The 19,283-nt window shown below is 38.0% G+C and carries 20 protein-coding genes; 12 read left to right on the top strand and 8 right to left on the bottom strand.

Going from position 1 to position 19,283, the window contains the following annotated elements; all coding sequences use genetic code 11:
* The first annotated feature begins 53 nt into the window (after positions 1-53).
* From ABDZ97_RS10575 to ABDZ97_RS10530, 10 genes are all read left to right on the top strand, one after another.
* The gene (locus ABDZ97_RS10575) at positions 54-614 is read left to right on the top strand and encodes a helix-turn-helix domain-containing protein (protein ID WP_425542653.1); all 561 of its coding nucleotides are present in this window, start codon (positions 54-56) and stop codon (positions 612-614) included.
* A gap of 82 nt (positions 615-696) precedes the next feature.
* Entirely contained in the window at positions 697-1,413 is a 717-nt protein-coding gene (locus ABDZ97_RS10570; RefSeq protein WP_343787374.1) for a heavy-metal-associated domain-containing protein, read from the top strand.
* A 118-nt stretch (positions 1,414-1,531) separates the two neighbouring features.
* On the top strand, positions 1,532-2,629 hold the full coding sequence (locus tag ABDZ97_RS10565; protein WP_343787372.1) for a serine hydrolase domain-containing protein: 1,098 nt from the start codon (positions 1,532-1,534) through the stop codon (positions 2,627-2,629).
* Positions 2,630-2,689: 60 nt separating this feature from the next.
* Positions 2,690-4,327, top strand: coding sequence for a S41 family peptidase (locus tag ABDZ97_RS10560; RefSeq protein ID WP_343787370.1), 1,638 nt, complete (start codon positions 2,690-2,692; stop codon positions 4,325-4,327).
* 90 nt (positions 4,328-4,417) lie between these two features.
* Entirely contained in the window at positions 4,418-4,924 is a 507-nt protein-coding gene (locus ABDZ97_RS10555; protein WP_343787368.1) for a hypothetical protein, read from the top strand.
* Complete coding sequence (locus ABDZ97_RS10550) at positions 4,914-5,885, top strand: WD40 repeat domain-containing protein (protein ID WP_343787365.1); 972 nt, start codon at positions 4,914-4,916, stop codon at positions 5,883-5,885. The genes ABDZ97_RS10555 and ABDZ97_RS10550 overlap by 11 nt, the downstream gene beginning before the upstream one ends.
* 301 nt (positions 5,886-6,186) lie before the next feature.
* Positions 6,187-7,566 (top strand): hypothetical protein, encoded by a 1,380-nt coding sequence (locus ABDZ97_RS10545; protein WP_343787363.1) that lies wholly within the window; start codon positions 6,187-6,189, stop codon positions 7,564-7,566.
* 113 nt (positions 7,567-7,679) lie between these two features.
* The gene (locus tag ABDZ97_RS10540) at positions 7,680-8,633 is read left to right on the top strand and encodes an NAD(P)-dependent alcohol dehydrogenase (RefSeq protein ID WP_343787361.1); all 954 of its coding nucleotides are present in this window, start codon (positions 7,680-7,682) and stop codon (positions 8,631-8,633) included.
* A gap of 25 nt (positions 8,634-8,658) precedes the next feature.
* A complete protein-coding gene (locus ABDZ97_RS10535; protein WP_343787358.1) occupies positions 8,659-9,303 on the top strand; it encodes a class I SAM-dependent methyltransferase in 645 nt (214 codons plus the stop codon).
* A gap of 91 nt (positions 9,304-9,394) precedes the next feature.
* Complete coding sequence (locus ABDZ97_RS10530; protein WP_343787356.1) at positions 9,395-9,535, top strand: hypothetical protein; 141 nt, start codon at positions 9,395-9,397, stop codon at positions 9,533-9,535.
* Positions 9,536-9,555: 20 nt separating this feature from the next.
* Here ABDZ97_RS10530 and ABDZ97_RS10525 read toward each other — a convergent pair whose 3' ends face one another.
* The 7 genes from ABDZ97_RS10525 to ABDZ97_RS10495 form a co-directional block, all read right to left on the bottom strand.
* The gene (locus ABDZ97_RS10525) at positions 9,556-9,846 is read right to left on the bottom strand and encodes a hypothetical protein (protein ID WP_343787354.1); all 291 of its coding nucleotides are present in this window, start codon (positions 9,844-9,846) and stop codon (positions 9,556-9,558) included.
* 182 nt (positions 9,847-10,028) lie between these two features.
* Positions 10,029-11,315, bottom strand: a complete 1,287-nt coding sequence (locus tag ABDZ97_RS10520) for a citrate synthase (RefSeq protein ID WP_343787352.1) — start codon at positions 11,313-11,315, stop codon at positions 10,029-10,031.
* Positions 11,316-11,515: 200 nt separating this feature from the next.
* Positions 11,516-11,983, bottom strand: a complete 468-nt coding sequence (locus ABDZ97_RS10515) for a thioredoxin family protein (RefSeq protein ID WP_343787350.1) — start codon at positions 11,981-11,983, stop codon at positions 11,516-11,518.
* A 2-nt stretch (positions 11,984-11,985) separates the two neighbouring features.
* The gene (locus ABDZ97_RS10510) at positions 11,986-14,169 is read right to left on the bottom strand and encodes a S9 family peptidase (RefSeq protein WP_343787348.1); all 2,184 of its coding nucleotides are present in this window, start codon (positions 14,167-14,169) and stop codon (positions 11,986-11,988) included.
* 165 nt (positions 14,170-14,334) lie between these two features.
* On the bottom strand, positions 14,335-15,069 hold the full coding sequence (locus tag ABDZ97_RS10505; protein WP_343787346.1) for a DUF1702 family protein: 735 nt from the start codon (positions 15,067-15,069) through the stop codon (positions 14,335-14,337).
* Positions 15,069-16,754 (bottom strand): NAD(P)/FAD-dependent oxidoreductase, encoded by a 1,686-nt coding sequence (locus ABDZ97_RS10500; protein ID WP_343787344.1) that lies wholly within the window; start codon positions 16,752-16,754, stop codon positions 15,069-15,071. Before ABDZ97_RS10500 ends, ABDZ97_RS10505 begins: the two co-directional genes overlap by 1 nt.
* 78 nt (positions 16,755-16,832) lie before the next feature.
* Positions 16,833-17,447 (bottom strand): hypothetical protein, encoded by a 615-nt coding sequence (locus ABDZ97_RS10495; protein WP_343787342.1) that lies wholly within the window; start codon positions 17,445-17,447, stop codon positions 16,833-16,835.
* Between ABDZ97_RS10495 and ABDZ97_RS10490 the strand changes: the two genes are divergently transcribed.
* Complete coding sequence (locus tag ABDZ97_RS10490) at positions 17,446-18,102, top strand: fused DSP-PTPase phosphatase/NAD kinase-like protein (RefSeq protein WP_343787339.1); 657 nt, start codon at positions 17,446-17,448, stop codon at positions 18,100-18,102. The genes ABDZ97_RS10495 and ABDZ97_RS10490 overlap by 2 nt on opposite strands.
* Here ABDZ97_RS10490 and ABDZ97_RS10485 read toward each other — a convergent pair.
* Complete coding sequence (locus tag ABDZ97_RS10485) at positions 18,099-18,800, bottom strand: DUF4294 domain-containing protein (protein ID WP_343787337.1); 702 nt, start codon at positions 18,798-18,800, stop codon at positions 18,099-18,101. The two genes, ABDZ97_RS10490 and ABDZ97_RS10485, sit on opposite strands and share 4 nt — an antisense overlap.
* Before the next feature lie 48 nt (positions 18,801-18,848).
* Between ABDZ97_RS10485 and ABDZ97_RS10480 the strand changes: the two genes are divergently transcribed.
* On the top strand, positions 18,849-19,268 hold the full coding sequence (locus ABDZ97_RS10480; RefSeq protein WP_343787335.1) for a hypothetical protein: 420 nt from the start codon (positions 18,849-18,851) through the stop codon (positions 19,266-19,268).
* Positions 19,269-19,283 lie beyond the last annotated feature (15 nt).

The following is a 19,283-nucleotide window of genomic DNA, read 5'->3' as shown; positions in this document are numbered from 1 at the left end:
AGTACCTTCGGTTCAGGACAAAATTGAAATACCGGAAGCGGGATACTCAGATAATGACAATTTATATTAAAAATATGGTCTGCAGCCGTTGCAAAATGGTTGTTAAATCAATACTTGAAGGGCAAGGATTACATCCTGTACAGGTGGAGTTGGGAGAAATTGAATTGATGGAGGAAGAAATCTCATCGATTAAAGAGCAGTTGATACGGGAGTTACAATCATACGGGTTTGATCTGTTAGATGATAAAAAAACACGGATAATTGAGAAAATAAAAAATCGTATTACAGATCTTGTACAAAATCAAAATAATCAGCTGGACAGAACACTTTCGGAGTATTTATCTGATGAGTTACATCAGGATTACAGTGCGTTGAGTAATTTGTTTTCGGAAGTTGAAGGGATCACAATTGAGAAATATTATATCCTGCAAAAAATTGAGAAAGTAAAGGAGTTACTGGTCTACGATGAATTGACGTTAAGTGAAATTGCTTTTCAGCTGAATTATTCAAGTGTCTCCTATCTGAGTAATCAATTTAAAAAGGTTACAGGGTTAACTCCCAGTCATTTTAAGAAGTTGGGAACAATCAAACGAAAACCCCTTGAAGAACTATAAATCTTACAAATCAATTCCAAAATAGTGTAACAGCTAACGACACTTATCAGGTGATCTTTGTGGCATAAGAAAATATAAAATTATGACACATACGTATCAGATTACCGGAATGACTTGTGGGAGTTGTGAAGCGAAAGTGAAATCGGCTTTATTAGCTGTTGAACATGTAACGGCAACCGAAGTTTCCAAGGAAACTGCTTCCGCTACAATAACGATGGATAAGCACATCCCTTTGTCCGAGCTTCAGAAAACGCTTGGAGCTAAGTATCAGATTTCTGCAATTCATCATCGTGAATCTATTGAACAGACAAAATCGTGGTTAGCGACATATAAACCCGTTTTACTCATCTTTTTTTACATTCTGGTGGTAACAGCATTGATAGAGTTCAGCACAGAACAAATTGATTATTCAAGATGGATGCGTCATTTTATGGCGGGCTTTTTTCTGACTTTTTCGTTCTTCAAGATGTTGAACCTGAAAGGATTTAAAGAGAGTTACGTTATGTATGATATTGTAGCCCGAAAATTTCCGGTTTGGGGATATATTTACGCGTTTACCGAGTTGTTTCTGGGAATCGCTTTTTTACTGAATTTTAATCCTGTATTGGTCAATAGTATCACTTTTGTAGTAATGTCAGTAAGTATAATCGGGGTTTTGAAAACCGTTTTGAATAAAAAAACGATTAAATGTGCCTGTTTGGGAGATGTATTCAATCTTCCTATGAGTACGGTCACAATTATAGAAGACGGATTAATGATCCTGATGAGTCTGGGAATGCTTTACATGGCTTTCAATTAATAAACAATATTGTTCGGAACAACGGCTTATGGATTTTCCATGAGCCGTTGTTTTATTTGTAGTCGCTCGAAATGAAAAATAATAGTAACTTACTCGCCTGCATAACAAATTACATGAAATGAGGAACATAAGTTGGTTAGTTGTTGTAATGGTATTCATCTTCTCGTCCTGTAAAGTCGGGCGATTTATTATTTACAATTTTGCTGATATAAAAGACTACAAAAAGTTTCCTTCCCGATCAGTAGAAAAAGGGACGACCAGCTTTTACTTTTCGAAAACAGAAGAGAATAAAATACCAAAAGAAATAGAGGTCAATAATGCTGTTTTACCGTTTGAGTCTTATCTGGAGGAAAATGAAACAGTAGCTTTTATGGTGATTCAGAATGATACTATTCTGTACGAAAACTATTGGGACAACTATTCTGAAAGTTCTATTGTTCCTTCCTTTTCCATGGCAAAATCGGTGACTTCAATTTTAATTGGTTGTGCAATTGATGAGGGATATATAAAATCAGTAGATGAACCGATTACCAATTATATTCCAGAGTTAATAGAAAGTGGTTTTGAAAAAGTGACGATTGAACATGTGTTACAAATGACATCAGGAGTAAAATTTGACGAGGGATATTTTAATCCCTTCGGAGATGTTGCCACATTTTATTACGGAACAAACCTTCGAAAGGCTGTTCGGAAAATGAAATTGAAAGCGGAACCCGGACAAAAGTTTGAATATATCAGTGGAAATACGCAGTTATTAGGTTTGATTTTGGAAAGAGCAATTAAGAATCAAACGGTTTCGTCCTACCTGGAAGAAAAACTCTGGCAACCTTTGGAAATGGAATATGAGGCAAGTTGGAGTCTTGACAGGAAGAAAAACGGATTGGAAAAAACGTTTTGTTGCATCAATGCACGGGCAAGAGACTATGCTAAAATCGGCAGACTGTATTTAAACAAGGGGAACTGGAATGGTAAACAAATTGTCTCGGAGAGCTGGGTAGAGCGATCCACGAAAGTAGATAAGACCAATGGAAGTGCCTGGTATTATCAATACCAATGGTGGTTACCAACTCAAACCGGTGATTTTATGGCACAGGGAATCCTGGGACAGTTTATTTATGTCAATCCAAAGAATAATTTAATTATTGTTCGTTTGGGTAAAAAATCAGGAAGTGTAGATTGGTGGACCTTGTTTACTGATTTGAGTAAATTCTATTAAAGTTCTCTGGGTTTTGTAACAAAATAGAAATTAAGTACTATAGTCAAAAAATCAACGTAATTGAAAAGAATACTAACGGTAATACTGCTTGCGATAAGTTGTATCTGTCAGGCACAGGAAGAAGAAGTAATAGAACGATTAACCGTTTATGGACAGGTATGGGGTTTTCTTAAGTATTTTCATCCCGAACCGGGGCATAGAGATTGGGATCAGGTTATACTGGATAATTATGAAATAGTTAAGAACTGTGAGAATAGAGAGGAATTCAATGTTGTTTTGTCACGTTTACTGGAGATATGCAAAGATTACGAACCTGTACCCAGAGAAGTGAATGATTCAATGCTGTTTCACCAGAGTTTTGAATGGATTGAAAATGAACTTATCTCTGCCGATAACAAAGCCTGGTTGCATCATTTACGTTTGAATAAACCCGCATTTAAGAACAAATATATCAAAGGAGCTTTTGTGGGAAGCCCTGATATTACGGGTGAAAACAAATATGAGACGTTCAATTCTAATCCTGCGATTAATTATCTGGCTGCTACACGGTATTGGAACATTATCAATTATTATTACCCGTATCGTGATCTGATTCCTACTAATTGGACAGAGGTATACAGAGCACATATTCCTGAGTTTATTTCGGCTTCCACTTATGATGCCTACTATTTTGCTGTTAGGAGCTTAACCACTGAAATACGGGATGCACATGGTTTTATTCGAACGGAAAACAATCCTATGGATCACTATAAATTTGCTCCGTTTTATTGTGAAAGTGTGCGTGATGGTGTGTTTGTAAAACTTGTCTGGCAGGATACGCTTCAACCTTTTAACCTTCAGCCAATGGACAGATTGGTGGCTATCGACGGAAAGACACTGGATGAAAAATGGGAAGAAATCAGTCGGGTAGTAGCTACTTCTAATGATTACTATTTATCAAAGGCAACCTATTATCTCCGAATTTCTGACAAGGATACAATGGTGATAACGGTAGAAAGAAATGGGAAACGTATAACGGATACGCTAGTAACCATTGACAGAGAGACTTTACAGTCCCGGTATAAACCTACCCAAAGCAATGGTGAGAAGAGTTCGTATGCTTTTTTGAAAGATTCTGTTTCAGGAAAAGAATATGCATATCTCCACATGGGGAGACTGAAATCTTCCGAAATTACACGTAAGTTTCAACGAAAACTACACAAAACAGATCATGTTGTTATTGATATCCGAAATTATCCCAACTGGACGGTTCTTAAATTGTCTGATGCATTGATTAAAGGAAAGCGGAAATTCGCAAAATTCATAAATATGGATTTTGATTATCCGGGTTCTTATAAGTGGACAACCAGCCAGACTATAGGAAATACGCGAAAAGAATACAAAGGTAAATTATATGTTCTGGTGGATTACAATACAATGAGTCAGGCTGAGTATACAGTTATGGCATTACAACAACATCCTAATACGACCGTAATAGGCGGACAAACGGCAGGTGCAGACGGAAATATAGTTGAAATTCCTCTCCCTTTTGGTATCCGGTCCGTATTTTCAGGGTTAGGCGTCTATTATCCGGATGGTACAGGAACACAGCAGGTCGGTGTTAAACGGGATATACCTGTTGTACAGGATAAAAGTTATATTGAATTCGGTAACGATTTGATTCTGAATAAAGCACTGGAGCTAATTCGTAATGAATAATAAAATCAATCGAAGATAGCTGAGCGGCATTGTTTAATGTCTATAGACGTATGTTGTAACATTTCCATTTTATTCTTCGTTGATATAATTATGAAGAATGTACTCTTGAAATTAATTGTTGCTGCAAATACACTTGTGACTATTGGATTATTGATCTACGTTGTAAGAAGTCATAGAATTGAGTTAGATATTTCTGACCAGATTTTGAAAGTACGGGGCTTAGTGGTTACAGATTCATCAGGAAAAGAACGTGTCATAATCGGATCACCACTCCCTCCTGCGCAGTCGTTTGGTTATCGCTTTTACAGAGGGGATAATTCATCCGTATCCGGAATTATGTTATACGATCATGAAGGGCAAGAGAGGAGCGGTTATGTAACGGATGATTCTTATGGAAATGTATTTTTTACACTGGATTCTAAAACGTCTCAACAAGCACTTTTTGTCGCAGAACCTCAAGGGGCTACGACTCTGAAAGTGTGGGGAGAAAATGGAAATGAAATTAATCTTGGAGCTTCCGACGAGGGACCCTGGTTAACTGTTTCTGAGAATGGAAAGAGACAAAATCTGATAAGGGAGGAGGACAATGAAAAATAGTAAACTGGTTATTGGTTTTATTTTTTTAGTGGTTTATACATCCTGTAGACAGCAGGTATCTGTTAAATCAGGTAAACTAACAGGTATTAACCCGGTTTCTTATACTGATGTTGTTTACAAAGCAGAGTTGGATACAGTACTTGCTTCTACTTTTGATGGTAAGATCTATGAAATCATAAATGGAAGATCGGGAAGAAATCAAATTGCAGCTATTGAAGATGAAGTTTATAGTATGGTGTATGATTTCGGACAAGATAGGATTATTGTAGCAACATTGAACTCGGAAATTTTGGTTCTTGATGGGGAAACAGGAGAAACACTGCGAAAGATCGGGTTAAAAGAAGCCTGGAGTTACGATTTATATTATAACGAACAGGTAGGGATTCTCTGTTCGTATGATGTAAAAGGGAATTCATACGTTTGGAATGTGAAAGACAACTTCAATACACTTATGATACCAACGGGATTGAAAGGAGCATTACCACGTTTTATTTCGGAGGATGGAGCAGTGTATTTTGATGGGGTTTCTTCTATCCATGTATGGAAATATCTAATGAATGAAGTAACGGAAATAGAAGGTGTAAAAGGAAAACTAATTGATGTGGATCATGAGGGAAATTGTTTGTTGTTCAGTAACAAACAATTTGCATTTTACAGCAAAGAAACAGATGATTTTCGTTTTCAAAAACGGCATCCTGATTGGCCGATGTACATAGCAGACAGGGATACAACTATTTACATTCCATTGAGTTTGCATCTTATTTCCGGAGTTCTTACAGAAAAACATATTTATACATGTGGGTTGGACAAGTCAATAAGAAAGTGGGACAAACTGTCCGGGGAACTTATAGAAACATTTTTACAGCATCCGGGAACAACAAGTGCAGTAGCTCTTTCAGAAGATGAATCACAGTTAGTTTCCGTTGATCTGATGGGGGAGGTTAAGTTTTGGGATTTGTAAAAATACGTGAAAGTATCCGGAACGGGAATGTCCGGTTATCTGTAGGGCTTCTTTCCGTTGTATTAAAAGCGGTTTGAATCATTGATACGAGTGTTTTACTGAATATAATAATGGATCACCCTTAATTTCGGGTAGCTGATACATGTAAAATAGTTTATACTTTCTTCAGGGATAAATGATTTTTATTTCTTAATGCTTGAAAATGAGGGGGCAGCCCATCTTTTTCTTGTCTATTCTTTTCTAATTTTACAAAAGAGATTCATTTTGTATCATATTAGCTAACAATCTAACTTTATAATTTATGAAAACTGTAGTTTTTTTCATTTTGGAAAAAATGATCATTTTTAGTAGTATATTATTTTTAGTTCCTAAGAATCCCTATTTACAAGTAGCCAATTATGCTTTCACTGAGACAACAGGTACTTATCAGGCTATTTTAGGTAATTCATCTCTTGGAGGTTGGAGTGGAACGGCTAATGGAACTAATAATCCGTCAGGTGGAACAACTCCAACATCTATGGCAACTCCTTTTTCATTTTGTTTAGGAGGGCAGATTTTTCCGGCAGGAACGCATATTTCTATGGATTATAATGGTTGGATAGCATTTGGAAACCCATCTATCTCATCGACAACCAGACAAGCACCATTAACCTATATCAATAATTCGATAAGTGCTTTTGGAACGGGATTACAAACTACAGGGTCCAGTAACTTATCAATACGAGTAGTGGGAACTGCTCCTAATCGGATTATTGTATTCCAATGGGGAGGAAGATATTTCGGTGATGCTACTTTAAATGGAACCTATAGAGGACATAATTATTGGCGCAGAGTTGTAAACGGTCACAATAATGATTATCTGCATTTCCAGATTCGGTTGTACGAAACAACAAATGTTATTGAATTTCATTATTTGATTGGAAACCCCAGAACTTCTTCATCAGGTTCTCTTACCAGTGATGTCCAGGTTGGTTTAAGAGGAACTTCTGCCACTGATTTTAATGCAAGAACAAAAACAACGACCGGTTCTGTTTGGAATGCCAATTCAAGTGCAGCTTCAGGACTGCCTTCCGGAACAAATAATACGATGAATTTCAATAATGTAAGGAATAATACTAACAATAAACCTGTATATGTTACTCCTGCAAATAGGGGAGATCTGACGGTGACAGCTGGTCCCGGGACAGGTACAATTTTTCGCTGGACACCGGTAGGTGGTCCCTCTGAAGATTTCTCAAATCACAGTGGTTGTTATTTTAGCCCGTTACCTGTTGAGCTTATAGCTTTTAGCGCTAAAGCTAAAGAAAACATGAACCAGATTTACTGGGCTACTGCAACCGAACTAAATAGTGACTACTTTGAGGTTGAACATTCTTTAAATGGTGCTGATTGGAAATTAATAAAAAGAGTAGAAGCAGCGGGACACTCATCATCAATTTTACAGTATGAACTGGAAGATAGAGCGTTTTCAAAAACAATAAATTATTATCGCTTGAAACAAGTTGATTTTGATGGAACGACACAAATGTACAATATAGTTAGTGTCGACAACAGAATTTCAAAGAAAGAACTGCTAAAAACAGTCAATTTGATAGGACAGAATGTAAATGAGTTTTATAAAGGAATGGTAATTGAGATTTATTCTGACGGGAGTACGCAAAAATATATCAGATATGAATAGATTAACAATATCTCTAAACAATAAAATATAACAGTAGCATCACTCTGTTTTTTATAGAAACTTGTATTTTCGGGGAGAACGATTGATACAAAACTTGAAGTAAAGTAATAGAGATGAAAGCTTTTGTTAGAAATTCATACGGTGGACCGGAAGTATTGCAATTAACGGAGGTAGATAAACCGTCCGTTAAGAAAGGAAATATACTGGTGAAAATATATGCAAACTCAGCTAACGCGGCAGACTGGCATATTCTTAGAGGTAAGCCTTTTTTATCCCGTTTTGCATTTGGTCTTTTTCGACCAAAAGAAAAAGTTCCGGGGGTAGATTTCTCTGGTGTTGTAGAAGGAGTAGGAGAGGGAGTAACGACTTTTAAAATCGGGGACAGGGTTTTTGGTGAAAGTCTGAAAGGAAGAGCATTTGCAGAATATCTTTGTGTAGCTGCAGATGCTTGTTCAGTTATGCCGGATAATCGCGATTTTTCAGAAATGGCATGCGTTCCTGTAGCGGGACTAACAGCATTTCAGGCACTGATTACACATGGGAAATTGAAATCGGGAGAATCTATACTCATTAATGGAGCTTCAGGAGGAGTAGGACATTTTTCGGTTCAAATAGCAAAGGCATACGGAGCTGTCATAACAGCTGTTTGTTCCTCAGGAAGCAGCGATTTTGTAAAAGGTCTGGGGGCGGATCATGTGATTGCGTATGATCAGGAAAACATCCATAGCCATGCAGGAAAATATGATCTTGTTGTAGATACACATGGTAACCTCAAGCATGATGATTATACCAGAATGGGGAGGAGAGGCGTGATGGTTGGTTTTACAACTATGGGAAATATGATGTCTGTACTTATCAGAAATATTTTTAGTAAATTTCAGATCAAACAGTTTACTGCAAAAGTAACTACAAATGATCTTACCGCACTGGCTGATCTGATCCGGGAGGGAAAAGTCAGGACAAGTGTAGAGAAAACGTACCCGTATGGTGAAATACCAGAGGCCATCCGTTATACTGAAGCAATGCATACAAAAGGAAAAGTGGCAATGGTATGGGAGAGTGAGTAATTAAAAATACATAAAATCATTCGTTGTGGGAAAGAGTGAAAATGCAGATAACAGAAGTAAAGCTGAAAAATTTTGGGATCGAACAGCCGGGAGCTATACCAGTAGCAGAGAAATAAAAAGAGGAAAGAATACATTACGTCTTATTGAGCAGGCCAAAAAACACGTAAAGACAACTGATAATGTTCTTGACTTTGGGTGTGGTACTGGATTTATTTCTGAGAGAATCTCAGAAAGTGTACAAAGTATACATGCTATTGATTTCTCATCCAGAATGATTGACTATGCAACACGTAATTCGGAGCGTACGAATATTGATTACTGGCACACTACAATCTTTGATGAACGATTGAAGCCCGGTTCATACGATGTTATTTTCAGTTTTTACATTTTACACTTACTGGATGATCCCCAAAAAGCAATTCAACGATTAGAGGAATTGCTTAAACCTGGAGGTGTGTTCTTGTCTGTTACTCCCTGTATGGGGGAAAAACTGTTCTTAAAAGGGCTATTATCTCTTTTTTGTAAGTTGGGAGCCATTCCGAAAATAGAAATGTATAGATCCGGCGAGTTAGTTAAACTTATAGAAGAGGGAGGCTTTATTATTCAGACGAATAATCGTTTTCCGAATACTACCAACCAATATTTTGTTCTGGCTACAAAAAGTAAGTAAAACGAGTATGATGTCGTTGTAGGTTCTCTGTTAGTGCATGGTTTTTGTACCGGTAGACTTCTGGATCCGTAGTCGTTTTTCATTTTTCATAATGGGACACAATAAGAAGAATTTCCAGAAAATAGGGTGGGTTGATGGAGTAGCGAAGGATAAAAATAAAAAAGCGGGAGTTAACTACTCTCCCGCTTTTGAAGTCAGAATTGACTTCTTTCCACAAACACAATCAAACTAAAAAAACAATTATTACTATTACTAACTGAGCAAATTAATTAGGATAATAAACACATCTATTATCACAGCGACAGACATTGCTGTCATGATATGTTTCATTTCGGAAACAGCCAACAGAAGACTTAAGGTTAACATCGTAGGGATTACAATAGCGATTAATTGCCAGGTATGATCAATACCTCCCAATCCTACTGCCACACCTCCCATACATCCTACTACCAAAAGAACCATTGAGATGACACCATACCGATTGGTTTCCAAATCAGGCATTAACTTGTGCCAAAAACTCTTTTCTATGTGTTTCGTTTCCATACTACGTTGTTGTTATTTCCTGTTTCAAAGTTGCAGCAACGTAGGGGAATAAAACATGATAAATATCAGGAAATGAGGTGATAATTATCAGTAGAGTAGCCTACCCTACGCAAGAATAAAGCATAAAAAAAGCGCAGATAAAATCTGCGCTTTGAACTAATAAGTAAGGAAATTAATTCCTGTTATCTTTTTTCGATATCTACATAATCACGCTCAGTAGCACCTACGTATACCTGTCTTGGTCGTCCGATAGGTTCTCCGTTGCTGATCATTTCTTTCCACTGAGCAATCCATCCAGGAAGACGACCTAATGCAAACATTACTGTAAACATTTCTGTTGGAATACCAAGTGCACGGTAAATGATTCCAGAATAGAAATCTACGTTTGGATACAGGTTACGTGATTTGAAGTAATCGTCCTCAAGTGCAACTTTCTCTAGTTTTTTAGCAATATCCAACATAGGATCAACGATTCCCAGTTTTTCAAGAACGTCATCACATGCCTTTTTAATAATTGTTGCACGTGGGTCGAAGTTTTTGTAAACACGGTGTCCGAATCCCATCAAACGGAAAGGATCTTCTTTATCTTTTGCTTTTGCTACCCATTTGTCAACATCACCTCCGTCATTGTGGATCTTTTCAAGCATTTCAATTACTGCCTGATTGGCACCTCCATGAAGTGGTCCCCAAAGTGCAGATATCCCCGCAGAGATAGAAGCATAAAGGTTGGCCTGAGACGACCCTACGATACGCACAGTTGATGCCGAACAGTTTTGCTCATGATCTGCATGAAGAATCAAAAGCTTGTTTAAGGCACTGATAACAACCGGATCAATATGATACTCTTCAGTTGGCATCGCAAACATCATGTACAAGAAGTTTTCACAGTACTCCATATTGTTTTTAGGGTACATGAAAGGATGACGCATTGCATTTTTATAAGACCATGCCGCAAGTGTTGGTAATTTCGCCAACAGACGGTGAATAGTAAGATCAAACTCAGCTTCCGAACGATTCGGATTCAGTGATTCAGGGTAAAATGTTGAAAGTGAACATACCATAGAAGCAAGAACTCCCATAGGATGCGCCTTTGCAGGATACGCTTCGAAGAATTGTTTCATGTCTTCGTGAACAAGCGTATGCTTGGTAATAGAGCTTTGGAAGTTGTCCAACTGTGCTTTTGTAGGAAGTTCACCATAAATAAGCAGATAAGCAACTTCAAGGAATGAAGCTTTTTCAGCTAATTGCTCAATTGGATATCCGCGGTATCGTAGCACTCCGTTCTCACCATCAAGGTAAGTAATGGCACTTTTGGTACTACCGGTGTTTTTGTATCCGAAATCAAGGGTAATGTATCCCGTTTTAGCACGAAGGGCCGAAATATCTATCGCTTTTTCATTTTCAGAACCTACAACAACAGGTAGCTCGTGGATTTGACCTTCTAACTCTATTTTGGCTATTTCACTCATTTGTTTTATAAAAAAATAATTGAACTTTTTCTTATCGAGCGACTAATTTAACAAGAAAAATCGTATTCTGATGCACGCTTTCTGCAAATTTTTAGGGAAAGAAAACAAAAGCAATAGAAACCCTTTAAGTACAGTTGCGAAATGACTTGTACCTTAGTGGATTAATAGATTTCTTGCTGAGTAAAAATCAGTCGTATATCCTATTGGTTATGAACTTTTAGCCTGCTGATTAACTGACTGCTATCCATGTATCCTTTCAGTATTTCGAGACGCTTCAGATTGGGAGCCAACAAAACAAAACTAGGGTAGGACATATTACCATCCAAAAGCATTGCGGCAACCTGGTGGAATCCACGTTTCCCTTTTGGGATATACTCGTATGTTTTCCCTGAGAAAATAATATCCTCTTTTTGTTCTGCATCCAGTTTTACACAATAAAAACCGGACAAGTAGTCCACTACCTTTTTTTCTTTGAAAGTCGTCGCGTCCATTTTTTTACACCACCCGCACCAGTCTGTGTAGATGTCAATGAAAATCGGTCGTGGTTCTTTTTCATTTAGTAGCATAGCTTCTTCAAACGACAACCATTTTATCTCCTCGGGCTGCTCTTGTGCATACGACCTGAAGGAGATCAGGAAAGTTAATCCTATTACAAGTAGCTTATTCATAATTATAAATTCTCAAGGGTGTATTCTAATAACATCGTAAATAGGTGAAGACGGGTATTTCCACCATAAATACCGTGATTTCTGTTCGGATAGATGAACAAATCAAAGTCTTTGTTGGAATCTACAAGCGAATTAACCATTTCCATTGCATTTTGCAAGTGTACATTATCGTCTCCTGAACCATGGATCAAAAAATATTTCCCTTCCAGTTTTTCTGTAAAATTAATAGGGGAGTTGTCGTCATATCCATGGGCATTCTCTTGCGGTGTACGCATAAAACGTTCCGTATAGATATTGTCATAGTAACGCCAATTCGTAACGGGAGCAATCGCTATTCCCATTTTAAAATGGGGAGCTCCTTTTGTCATAGCCAAAGAAGACATATAACCTCCGTAGGACCATCCCTGTATACCTATACGGTTTTCATCTACGTAATCATACGTTTTCAGTACTTTCGCAGCAGCAATGAAATCTTCCAATTCAAGTTTTCCCAACTGGAGATAAGTCGATTTTTTGAAATCAGCACCTCTGTACATCGTTCCTCTGGGGTCAACCGATACAACAATATATCCTTTCTGAGCCAACAACTGGTGATACATATATTCCATGCTTCCCCAGGTGTCCTCTACAGTGTTGCTACCAGGACCTCCGTATACATGAACAAATACAGGGTATTTTTTTGTCGGGTCAAAATCAGCAGGTTTGATCATCCATGCATTAAGATCTGTTTCGTGCCCTTTGAGCGTAAAAAATTCTTTTTTCGATAGTGGGAAGTTTTTCATTCGTTCAACCAAAGCAGAATTATCTTCCAGAACAGTAATTTGCTTTCCGGAAGCTTCATGTAAAGAGACTACATAAGGAGTATTCGCATCAGACCAGGTTTGGACATAATACTTCATGCCCGTTGAGAATTCGGCATCCGTGTGTCCTCTTTGACTGGAAAGTTGCTTTCTTTTTTTGTTCTTTATCGAAATCTGGTATAAATCCTGTTGAGTGGCTCCGTTTTCAGCAGAGGTATAATAAATGATTCCTTTATCATTGTTTATTCCTTTGAACTCAATCACATCCCAGTTTCCTGATGTAATCTGTTCGATTTTCCCATCAAAATAGATTCTGTAGATATGATTATATCCATCCATTTCAGAAGTACGAATGAAAGATTTACCGTCTTCCATGAAGAGTAAATTATCATCAATCTCAACATAAGCCCGGTCTTTTTCTTCATAAATCACTTTTGCCTCATTCGTAGAGCCGTCAATTAAGTGATATTGCAGATGGTTCTGGTGGCGGTTTAATGTAAGGGCGATTAATTTGTCATCCAAAGGTGAGTAACTTATACGGGGAATGTATTCGTACTCTCCCAGTTGGACGGGAGTCGATGTATTCTTTTCCGAATCATAAATATGCAGGGAAACTTTGGAATTGTCTTCCCCTGCCTTTGGGTATTTGAAAGTGTATTGATCCGGGTACAGTTCAAAATAATAAGTCATTGTAAATTCCTTTACATTACTTTCGTCAAAACGCAGGTAAGCAATTTTTTTACTGTCAGGTGACCAGTTATAGGCCATTGTGATGGCAAATTCTTCTTCGTACACCCAGTCTGTTGTTCCATTAATGATATGATTGATACTTCCATCTGTTGTTACCGCTGTAATGGTACCGTCAGCCAGGTTTCTTATATAGATATTGTTTTCGTGAATAAAAGCGATCTTTTTCCCATCAGGAGAAAATTCGGCAAGTGTTTGTACGGGATATTGTTCACTTAACGGAGAAATATTGCGTGTTTCCAGATCAAAGATGTAAAAAGTAGCCGTATAGCTTCTTCTGTATACATTTTCATAATCAGTAGCAATCAGTAATTTGGTCTCGTCTGCATTGAATTGATAATCATCCACAGTTAGTTTCTTTTCATTGTAAACCAGCTCATCCGGATGAACAAAAACTTCGGGTTCAGCAGTAAACGAAAGAAATGAGGACTTGAGAATAGCATTTCCGGAACGTCCCTGTTGCAGACGTGTGAAGTGTGTTCCGTCATTCATGGAACGGAACCCCTGCACCCTGCGTGCATAAAAAGCATAATCTCTCCAAATGAGTTCATTGGTTAATTCCTGTTGCTTTTGAGCCGGAGCATAGTTAAAAGAACAAACTGCCGAAACGCAGATCATGAAAGCGAAAACTAATTTCATCTATTTCGTTTTTAAGTTTACTGAAAAGCAGGAACCTTTTATGTTTTCCGAAATATGCCGGATAAAAAAGTGTTACCTGTTTTACTTTACAAAATGTAACTTTTGGTTTTCAAAAATAATAAACCCTGGAAAACTTTGGGTAGTTTCCAGTGAGTATGCTATACGTTATAACAATTCTTGTTCCAGAATTTGGCATTCGGGAGTTGTTTTTCCTGCATTTTTTCGCGATTCTATCCCATTGAAAACACCCTTTGAGAAGGTATCGCGAAAAGGAGAAATAATCTGTAGGAGATGCTTGATTTCAATATCGTTAATTCCCCCCACAAATACAGTTGCTGTTCCTATTCCCTGACTCAGTTCATCTTTACGTTCTTCAGGAAATCCCGAAAAAAGTGTGGTGAGTTTTTCAAAGTCTCCCCGTGCATGATAATACAATGCACGCCCGATCCCCGCGTCAAACCCTTCAGGGATATTTTCAGAAGCAAATTCTGGAAGTGACCGGCTTCGAATCGTGAGCCGTGATCGGAAAAGACCATAAAAATAACCAATTCCATCCCAAATCTTTTGTTGTTTATCTTTCGGAAACCGAATGACAAAATCGGAGGGGGAAGGGTAGCCGGAAATACCGATTGCCCAACCTAATCCTATTAATAATTGAGAGGAGTATTGGTCCTCGTAGTCATCATAAAAGGCTTTCCATTCAGAGAGATCGTTGGTTTCTATCCCTTTTTGTGCTAATAATTTGGATACAGCTTCATAAGCAACAGAAGTGAATACTGACGAATTTCGGTCAATCTTCTGTACAATAGATTCCAATGGTAATTGTTCCCAATCAGATTCAACTGAGCGAAATAAATCCATAATTTCGGAAACATTCTGTTCAATTTGTTGTACAGACATTAGCTAACAGTTTCTTTTACCGGATAAAACCACATAACGCGAACCTGTTCGTTCATTTCTTTATCCGGAGCAATTGAAGTTTTGAGGGACTGATTCTCTTCAGGGAAAAGTTGCATGGTATAGGGATCGACAGGAATATCCATAGGAGTTCCATGTACCTGATTTGAAATCAACCGGAAAATTTCGGCGGCAATTTTTTCTAGTTTTTCCAGATTCTCTTCAACTTTCGTAATCAATTCGCGAGGAGAAAATTGTTCTTCAATTCCTCTATGGAATTCTCGTAGAAACTGAATATCAAATGGGTCAATATAACGCTCTGTGAAATCACCGGTATCATACGGTAACCACTCAAGGAATACTTTTTGCATTTGATTATTTAATGCTCCGAATCGGCGTCCTGCACTTTCGTCGTTTGAGAACAATCGTTTTAGTACACTCAGGTTGGTGTATCCCTTATTCGTAAAGAGCAGACATGGAATCCCCCAATAGATTGCCCAATCCCAAAAGATTTTAATGACCATAATCTGTGTTGATCCCATGAGCTGATACTTGTTTTGGTAAACAGGAATCCAACTGTCAAATAGTGCCAGATGCGTTTTTTCATATACGCTGGCATGGAGTTCTATTGATTCTCCATTCATATCCCTGATAATAAGATCTGTTAACCAGGTGTTGTTCATGGAGATAAAATCTGTTCCTGGAGAATAGAAGGGATCAAGAAATGCTCCCGACTCTCCGGTAACTGCCCATTTTTCAGCCGAATAGATTCGACCACTGTTATGAGCATAATGTTTAAGAACTTTAAAGTCCAAAACATGATCCAACAGGGGAGAAATCATCTGGTGTGCAAGTGGTTCATGCTTTTCCATCCAGGACATTGCCCGCTCTAGTCGGTTAATCTCGGTAAACGGGTGAAGGTCTCCATCCGCTACAATCCCAACAGAGGTGGCACCGGAGGATAGTGGAATTAACCATACCCAATAACCTTTGTCCATTAAGTGAATGGTTCCCAGTCGTCGTAGTCCCGGTTCCAGAAAAGATTGCCATTTCTCGTCAGAGGACCAGTCAGTCACATCAATTTCACGGTCTACCCGAAACCACACTGCATTGACATTGTGCTCAATTTCTTTTGCAAATCCCAGTTTTCGTTTCAATAATGCATGACGACTGGTAGCATCTACCACCCATTTTGCAGAAACGGTTTGGTCTTTATTCGTGTCTGTCGAAAAACGAACTTCGTGAAGCGTATCGGGAGAAAGTGTAACATCTTCTACTTTAGCACCGAGTATAATTTCATTTCCACTCTTTCTTGAACGGTGAATAAGTTCATTTTCAAGTGTTCCTCTGTCAAGCTGATGACTAGGTACAGGAAGTCGTTCTCTCGGACCCAATTCAACTCGTTTTTCTATAGTGTCTTTGTGACGTGGAGAAAAGAAAAAGCGCAGCCCGTGTTTCGGCAATTGTTTTTCATCAAGATAACCTTTTAAGTCAAGAACTTCGCGAAGATAGTATGTCCCCAGTTCTACAGTAGATTCACCTACTTTATGTGCAGCAGTCGGAGCAGACTCTCCTCGTTTTTCAAGTATAAGGATTTGTGTTTCAGGTCTCTCTTGTTTTAACTGAAGGGAGAGCGTAAGTCCGGCAAGACCACCTCCCATAATAACGACATCGTAATCAGGCTTCATAGTAACTTCTTCGATTAATGTTATACAACAACAGTAAAAGTAGAAAATTGTTCGATTAACAGTACTCCTGGGAAGTGACTATTTCGCTTTCCGTGTCATTTTACTATTAATCGCCTTTACCAAACGGTTTTCCTTTTTCTGAAAGAAGGGGGCTCCGGCATGTGTTCTTACATAGAACCAATTGGGTTTACTGTACTGTCTGAACTGATCATCCATCAGTACGAAAGCACTGAAGACGTAACTCGGATGTTTTTCTACTTCTCCGTCCGGAAGGTAGTGCACAACTGAGTCGGCAATTACACGCGATACTTCTCCAATCCTGAACTGAGTGATATTGATAGTATCTTTATTAACGATTTCGTGATTGAATCCGTAAAAAGTGGTAGCATCAAAATCTTTATTTTTTACAAATTCTTTGTCTTTGGAGTAGAAGAATAGAACCTTACTAAAGGTAAAGTGTTCTCCAAAAGCCTTTGCCAGTTTTTTATTTTTTTCCAATAAATCTGCCTGGTAACGTTGCGCCGCAGCCTCACCCTGATTTTTTCGTATAATTTCTGTTGTTCTTTCACGGGAAAACAATTGAACTAGAAGGTAACCGTTTTGAACGACTTCCAGGTTTTGTTTCAGAGATCCCTGGGAGAGAATCAATACCGGAGTGAAAAGAATCAGACTAACGAAAAAAAGTTGGCGCATGTTTTTCTTCCAAAAATACATAATTTTACTGGTACAGGAGTGTAAAGAGAAATGGAATATGAAGGATAGTTATACTAGTCTGACTTTGAAAATGTTTTTACTGATTGCTGCATTTCAGTTTAGTTTTTTGATCAGAGCACAGGAATCGGGAAAGAAAGATGCTATTCCGGTTGTACTTTCTGAAGTGGATAATTTGTATAAAGTAAGTCCCGACCTGTATCGGTCGGGACAACCTTCCGGACATGCGGTACCAGAGTTAAACGATCTGGGTGTAAAAACGATTCTTAATTTAAGAAATCTAAGTGGTAACGGAAGATATAAAGGTACCGGAGTGTCCGAAATTGTGTTAAAACGAAAACGAATCAATACCTGGCGAATAGACCGGGAGGATCTATTGGAAGCTTTCCGGATTTTTGAGAAATCTCCTAAGCCCGTTCTTGTACATTGTAAGCACGGTGCGGATCGTACAGGAGCATTTGTTGCTGCTTATCGGATCATGTACCAGTCGTGGTCTGTTGAAGATGCTATTGATGAGCTGAGAAATGGCGGATACGGATTTCACGCAAAATACTTTGAAAATATACCCGAGCTTTTACGATCTGTTAATTTTGATTTGCTCCGAAATGAAATAAAAGAACAAGTGAAATACGATTAGTTTTTTTCGTTTTTAGCCGCTTCTTTTTCGCTTTCCTTCTTTTCCTTTTTCCTTTGTTTCAGGTCTTCTTTCAGTTTTTTGGACCTTTCTTTATCTTCTTTTTTGATTTCTTTAAATTCCTTTTTTGTCAGTAAGTCCAGTTCTCCCGGTTTGTGCTTTCCCTGCTCAATTTCTTTTACGATCCGTTCCATGAGCCAGTCCTCTTTGTCCGGATGATAGGTTGCTTTCAGATTTTGTTCAAACATTTTCCCCATAGTTGAGTACCAGGATGCTTTTAATTTTCCCCGGTACTTGGCGATAATATCAAATACGGTATGCCCGGTTTCACGGTGAACCAATTTCATGAGTACTTTCCCTTCTGAAACATACATATTGCGGATCACGTATTCAAAATCGTCCATGAGTTGCTGATGCGCTTCTTTTCCATATTTTTTGACCTTTCGCTTTTTTTCAATTCCTGAAACATCCGCTTCATACTCATCCAGTAATTGTTTGGCATATACGGCATAAGGATAAACTTTTTTAACCCTGCGTAAGAGATAGTTATAATTGCGTTTGTAATTAGGATCGACGATTTCTATATCCTTATGAAAGTAGGCGACATACAACGAGTCATCCCCTTGTCCCCTGACAATTGAAAAACCTGAGGAAAGAGAGAATAAAAAGACTGCAACCAAAACGAAAATTACCTTTTTCATACTAATCGGTTTTCTGATTTCTTTTTATATTAGAACAAATTTCTTGCCATGAAGTTACAATACGCTTTTTTTCCTGTAGGTATGCTTTTGTTCTTTTCTTGTACTAACGGAGAAAGCAAATATGATATTGTGGAAATAGAGGAGGGGAATTTAACTGTTGAGGCTGTTGATAGCATAGAGATTGATACTACCGAGTATGTGTCTGAAGTAGTAGAGAAGAATGAAATCAAGAAAGAAATTGAAAAAAAGTATGGGAAACAGTGGGATCTTTGTGATTGTGTAAAGAAAAATGATTCTATTCAGAAAGTAATCGAAAAAATGGGTGACGAGGATGACTTTGACCCTGTTTTTGCCAGAATGGAAGAAATTGATCAGCATTGTAAAGAAATGCTCACGATACCAAATACTACGCCTGAAGATCGTCAGAAACATCAGAAACGAGTGAAAGATTGCCTGAGAAGTAAATAATATGAGACTGAAACC

This window comes from Wandonia haliotis (genome assembly GCF_039523435.1).
Classification (GTDB): Bacteria; Bacteroidota; Bacteroidia; order Flavobacteriales_D; family Crocinitomicaceae; genus Wandonia; species Wandonia haliotis.
Note: the sequence above shows the minus strand (reverse complement) of the source record. Positions and strands in the feature narration are given on the sequence as shown.

Coding starts and splice junctions, on each gene's coding strand:
- ABDZ97_RS10485 (WP_343787337.1), bottom strand. CDS start 18,800: ATGAAAAAGGTAATTTTCGTTTTGGTTGCAGTCTTTTTATTCTCTCTT.
- ABDZ97_RS10555 (WP_343787368.1), top strand. CDS start 4,418: ATGAAGAATGTACTCTTGAAATTAATTGTTGCTGCAAATACACTTGTG.
- ABDZ97_RS10525 (WP_343787354.1), bottom strand. CDS start 9,846: ATGGAAACGAAACACATAGAAAAGAGTTTTTGGCACAAGTTAATGCCT.
- ABDZ97_RS10480 (WP_343787335.1), top strand. CDS start 18,849: ATGAAGTTACAATACGCTTTTTTTCCTGTAGGTATGCTTTTGTTCTTT.
- ABDZ97_RS10545 (WP_343787363.1), top strand. CDS start 6,187: ATGAAAACTGTAGTTTTTTTCATTTTGGAAAAAATGATCATTTTTAGT.
- ABDZ97_RS10570 (WP_343787374.1), top strand. CDS start 697: ATGACACATACGTATCAGATTACCGGAATGACTTGTGGGAGTTGTGAA.
- ABDZ97_RS10540 (WP_343787361.1), top strand. CDS start 7,680: ATGAAAGCTTTTGTTAGAAATTCATACGGTGGACCGGAAGTATTGCAA.
- ABDZ97_RS10510 (WP_343787348.1), bottom strand. CDS start 14,169: ATGAAATTAGTTTTCGCTTTCATGATCTGCGTTTCGGCAGTTTGTTCT.
- ABDZ97_RS10490 (WP_343787339.1), top strand. CDS start 17,446: ATGTTTTTCTTCCAAAAATACATAATTTTACTGGTACAGGAGTGTAAA.
- ABDZ97_RS10500 (WP_343787344.1), bottom strand. CDS start 16,754: ATGAAGCCTGATTACGATGTCGTTATTATGGGAGGTGGTCTTGCCGGA.
- ABDZ97_RS10495 (WP_343787342.1), bottom strand. CDS start 17,447: ATGCGCCAACTTTTTTTCGTTAGTCTGATTCTTTTCACTCCGGTATTG.
- ABDZ97_RS10565 (WP_343787372.1), top strand. CDS start 1,532: ATGAGGAACATAAGTTGGTTAGTTGTTGTAATGGTATTCATCTTCTCG.
- ABDZ97_RS10515 (WP_343787350.1), bottom strand. CDS start 11,983: ATGAATAAGCTACTTGTAATAGGATTAACTTTCCTGATCTCCTTCAGG.
- ABDZ97_RS10575 (WP_425542653.1), top strand. CDS start 54: ATGACAATTTATATTAAAAATATGGTCTGCAGCCGTTGCAAAATGGTT.
- ABDZ97_RS10550 (WP_343787365.1), top strand. CDS start 4,914: ATGAAAAATAGTAAACTGGTTATTGGTTTTATTTTTTTAGTGGTTTAT.
- ABDZ97_RS10505 (WP_343787346.1), bottom strand. CDS start 15,069: ATGTCTGTACAACAAATTGAACAGAATGTTTCCGAAATTATGGATTTA.
- ABDZ97_RS10520 (WP_343787352.1), bottom strand. CDS start 11,315: ATGAGTGAAATAGCCAAAATAGAGTTAGAAGGTCAAATCCACGAGCTA.
- ABDZ97_RS10530 (WP_343787356.1), top strand. CDS start 9,395: ATGGGACACAATAAGAAGAATTTCCAGAAAATAGGGTGGGTTGATGGA.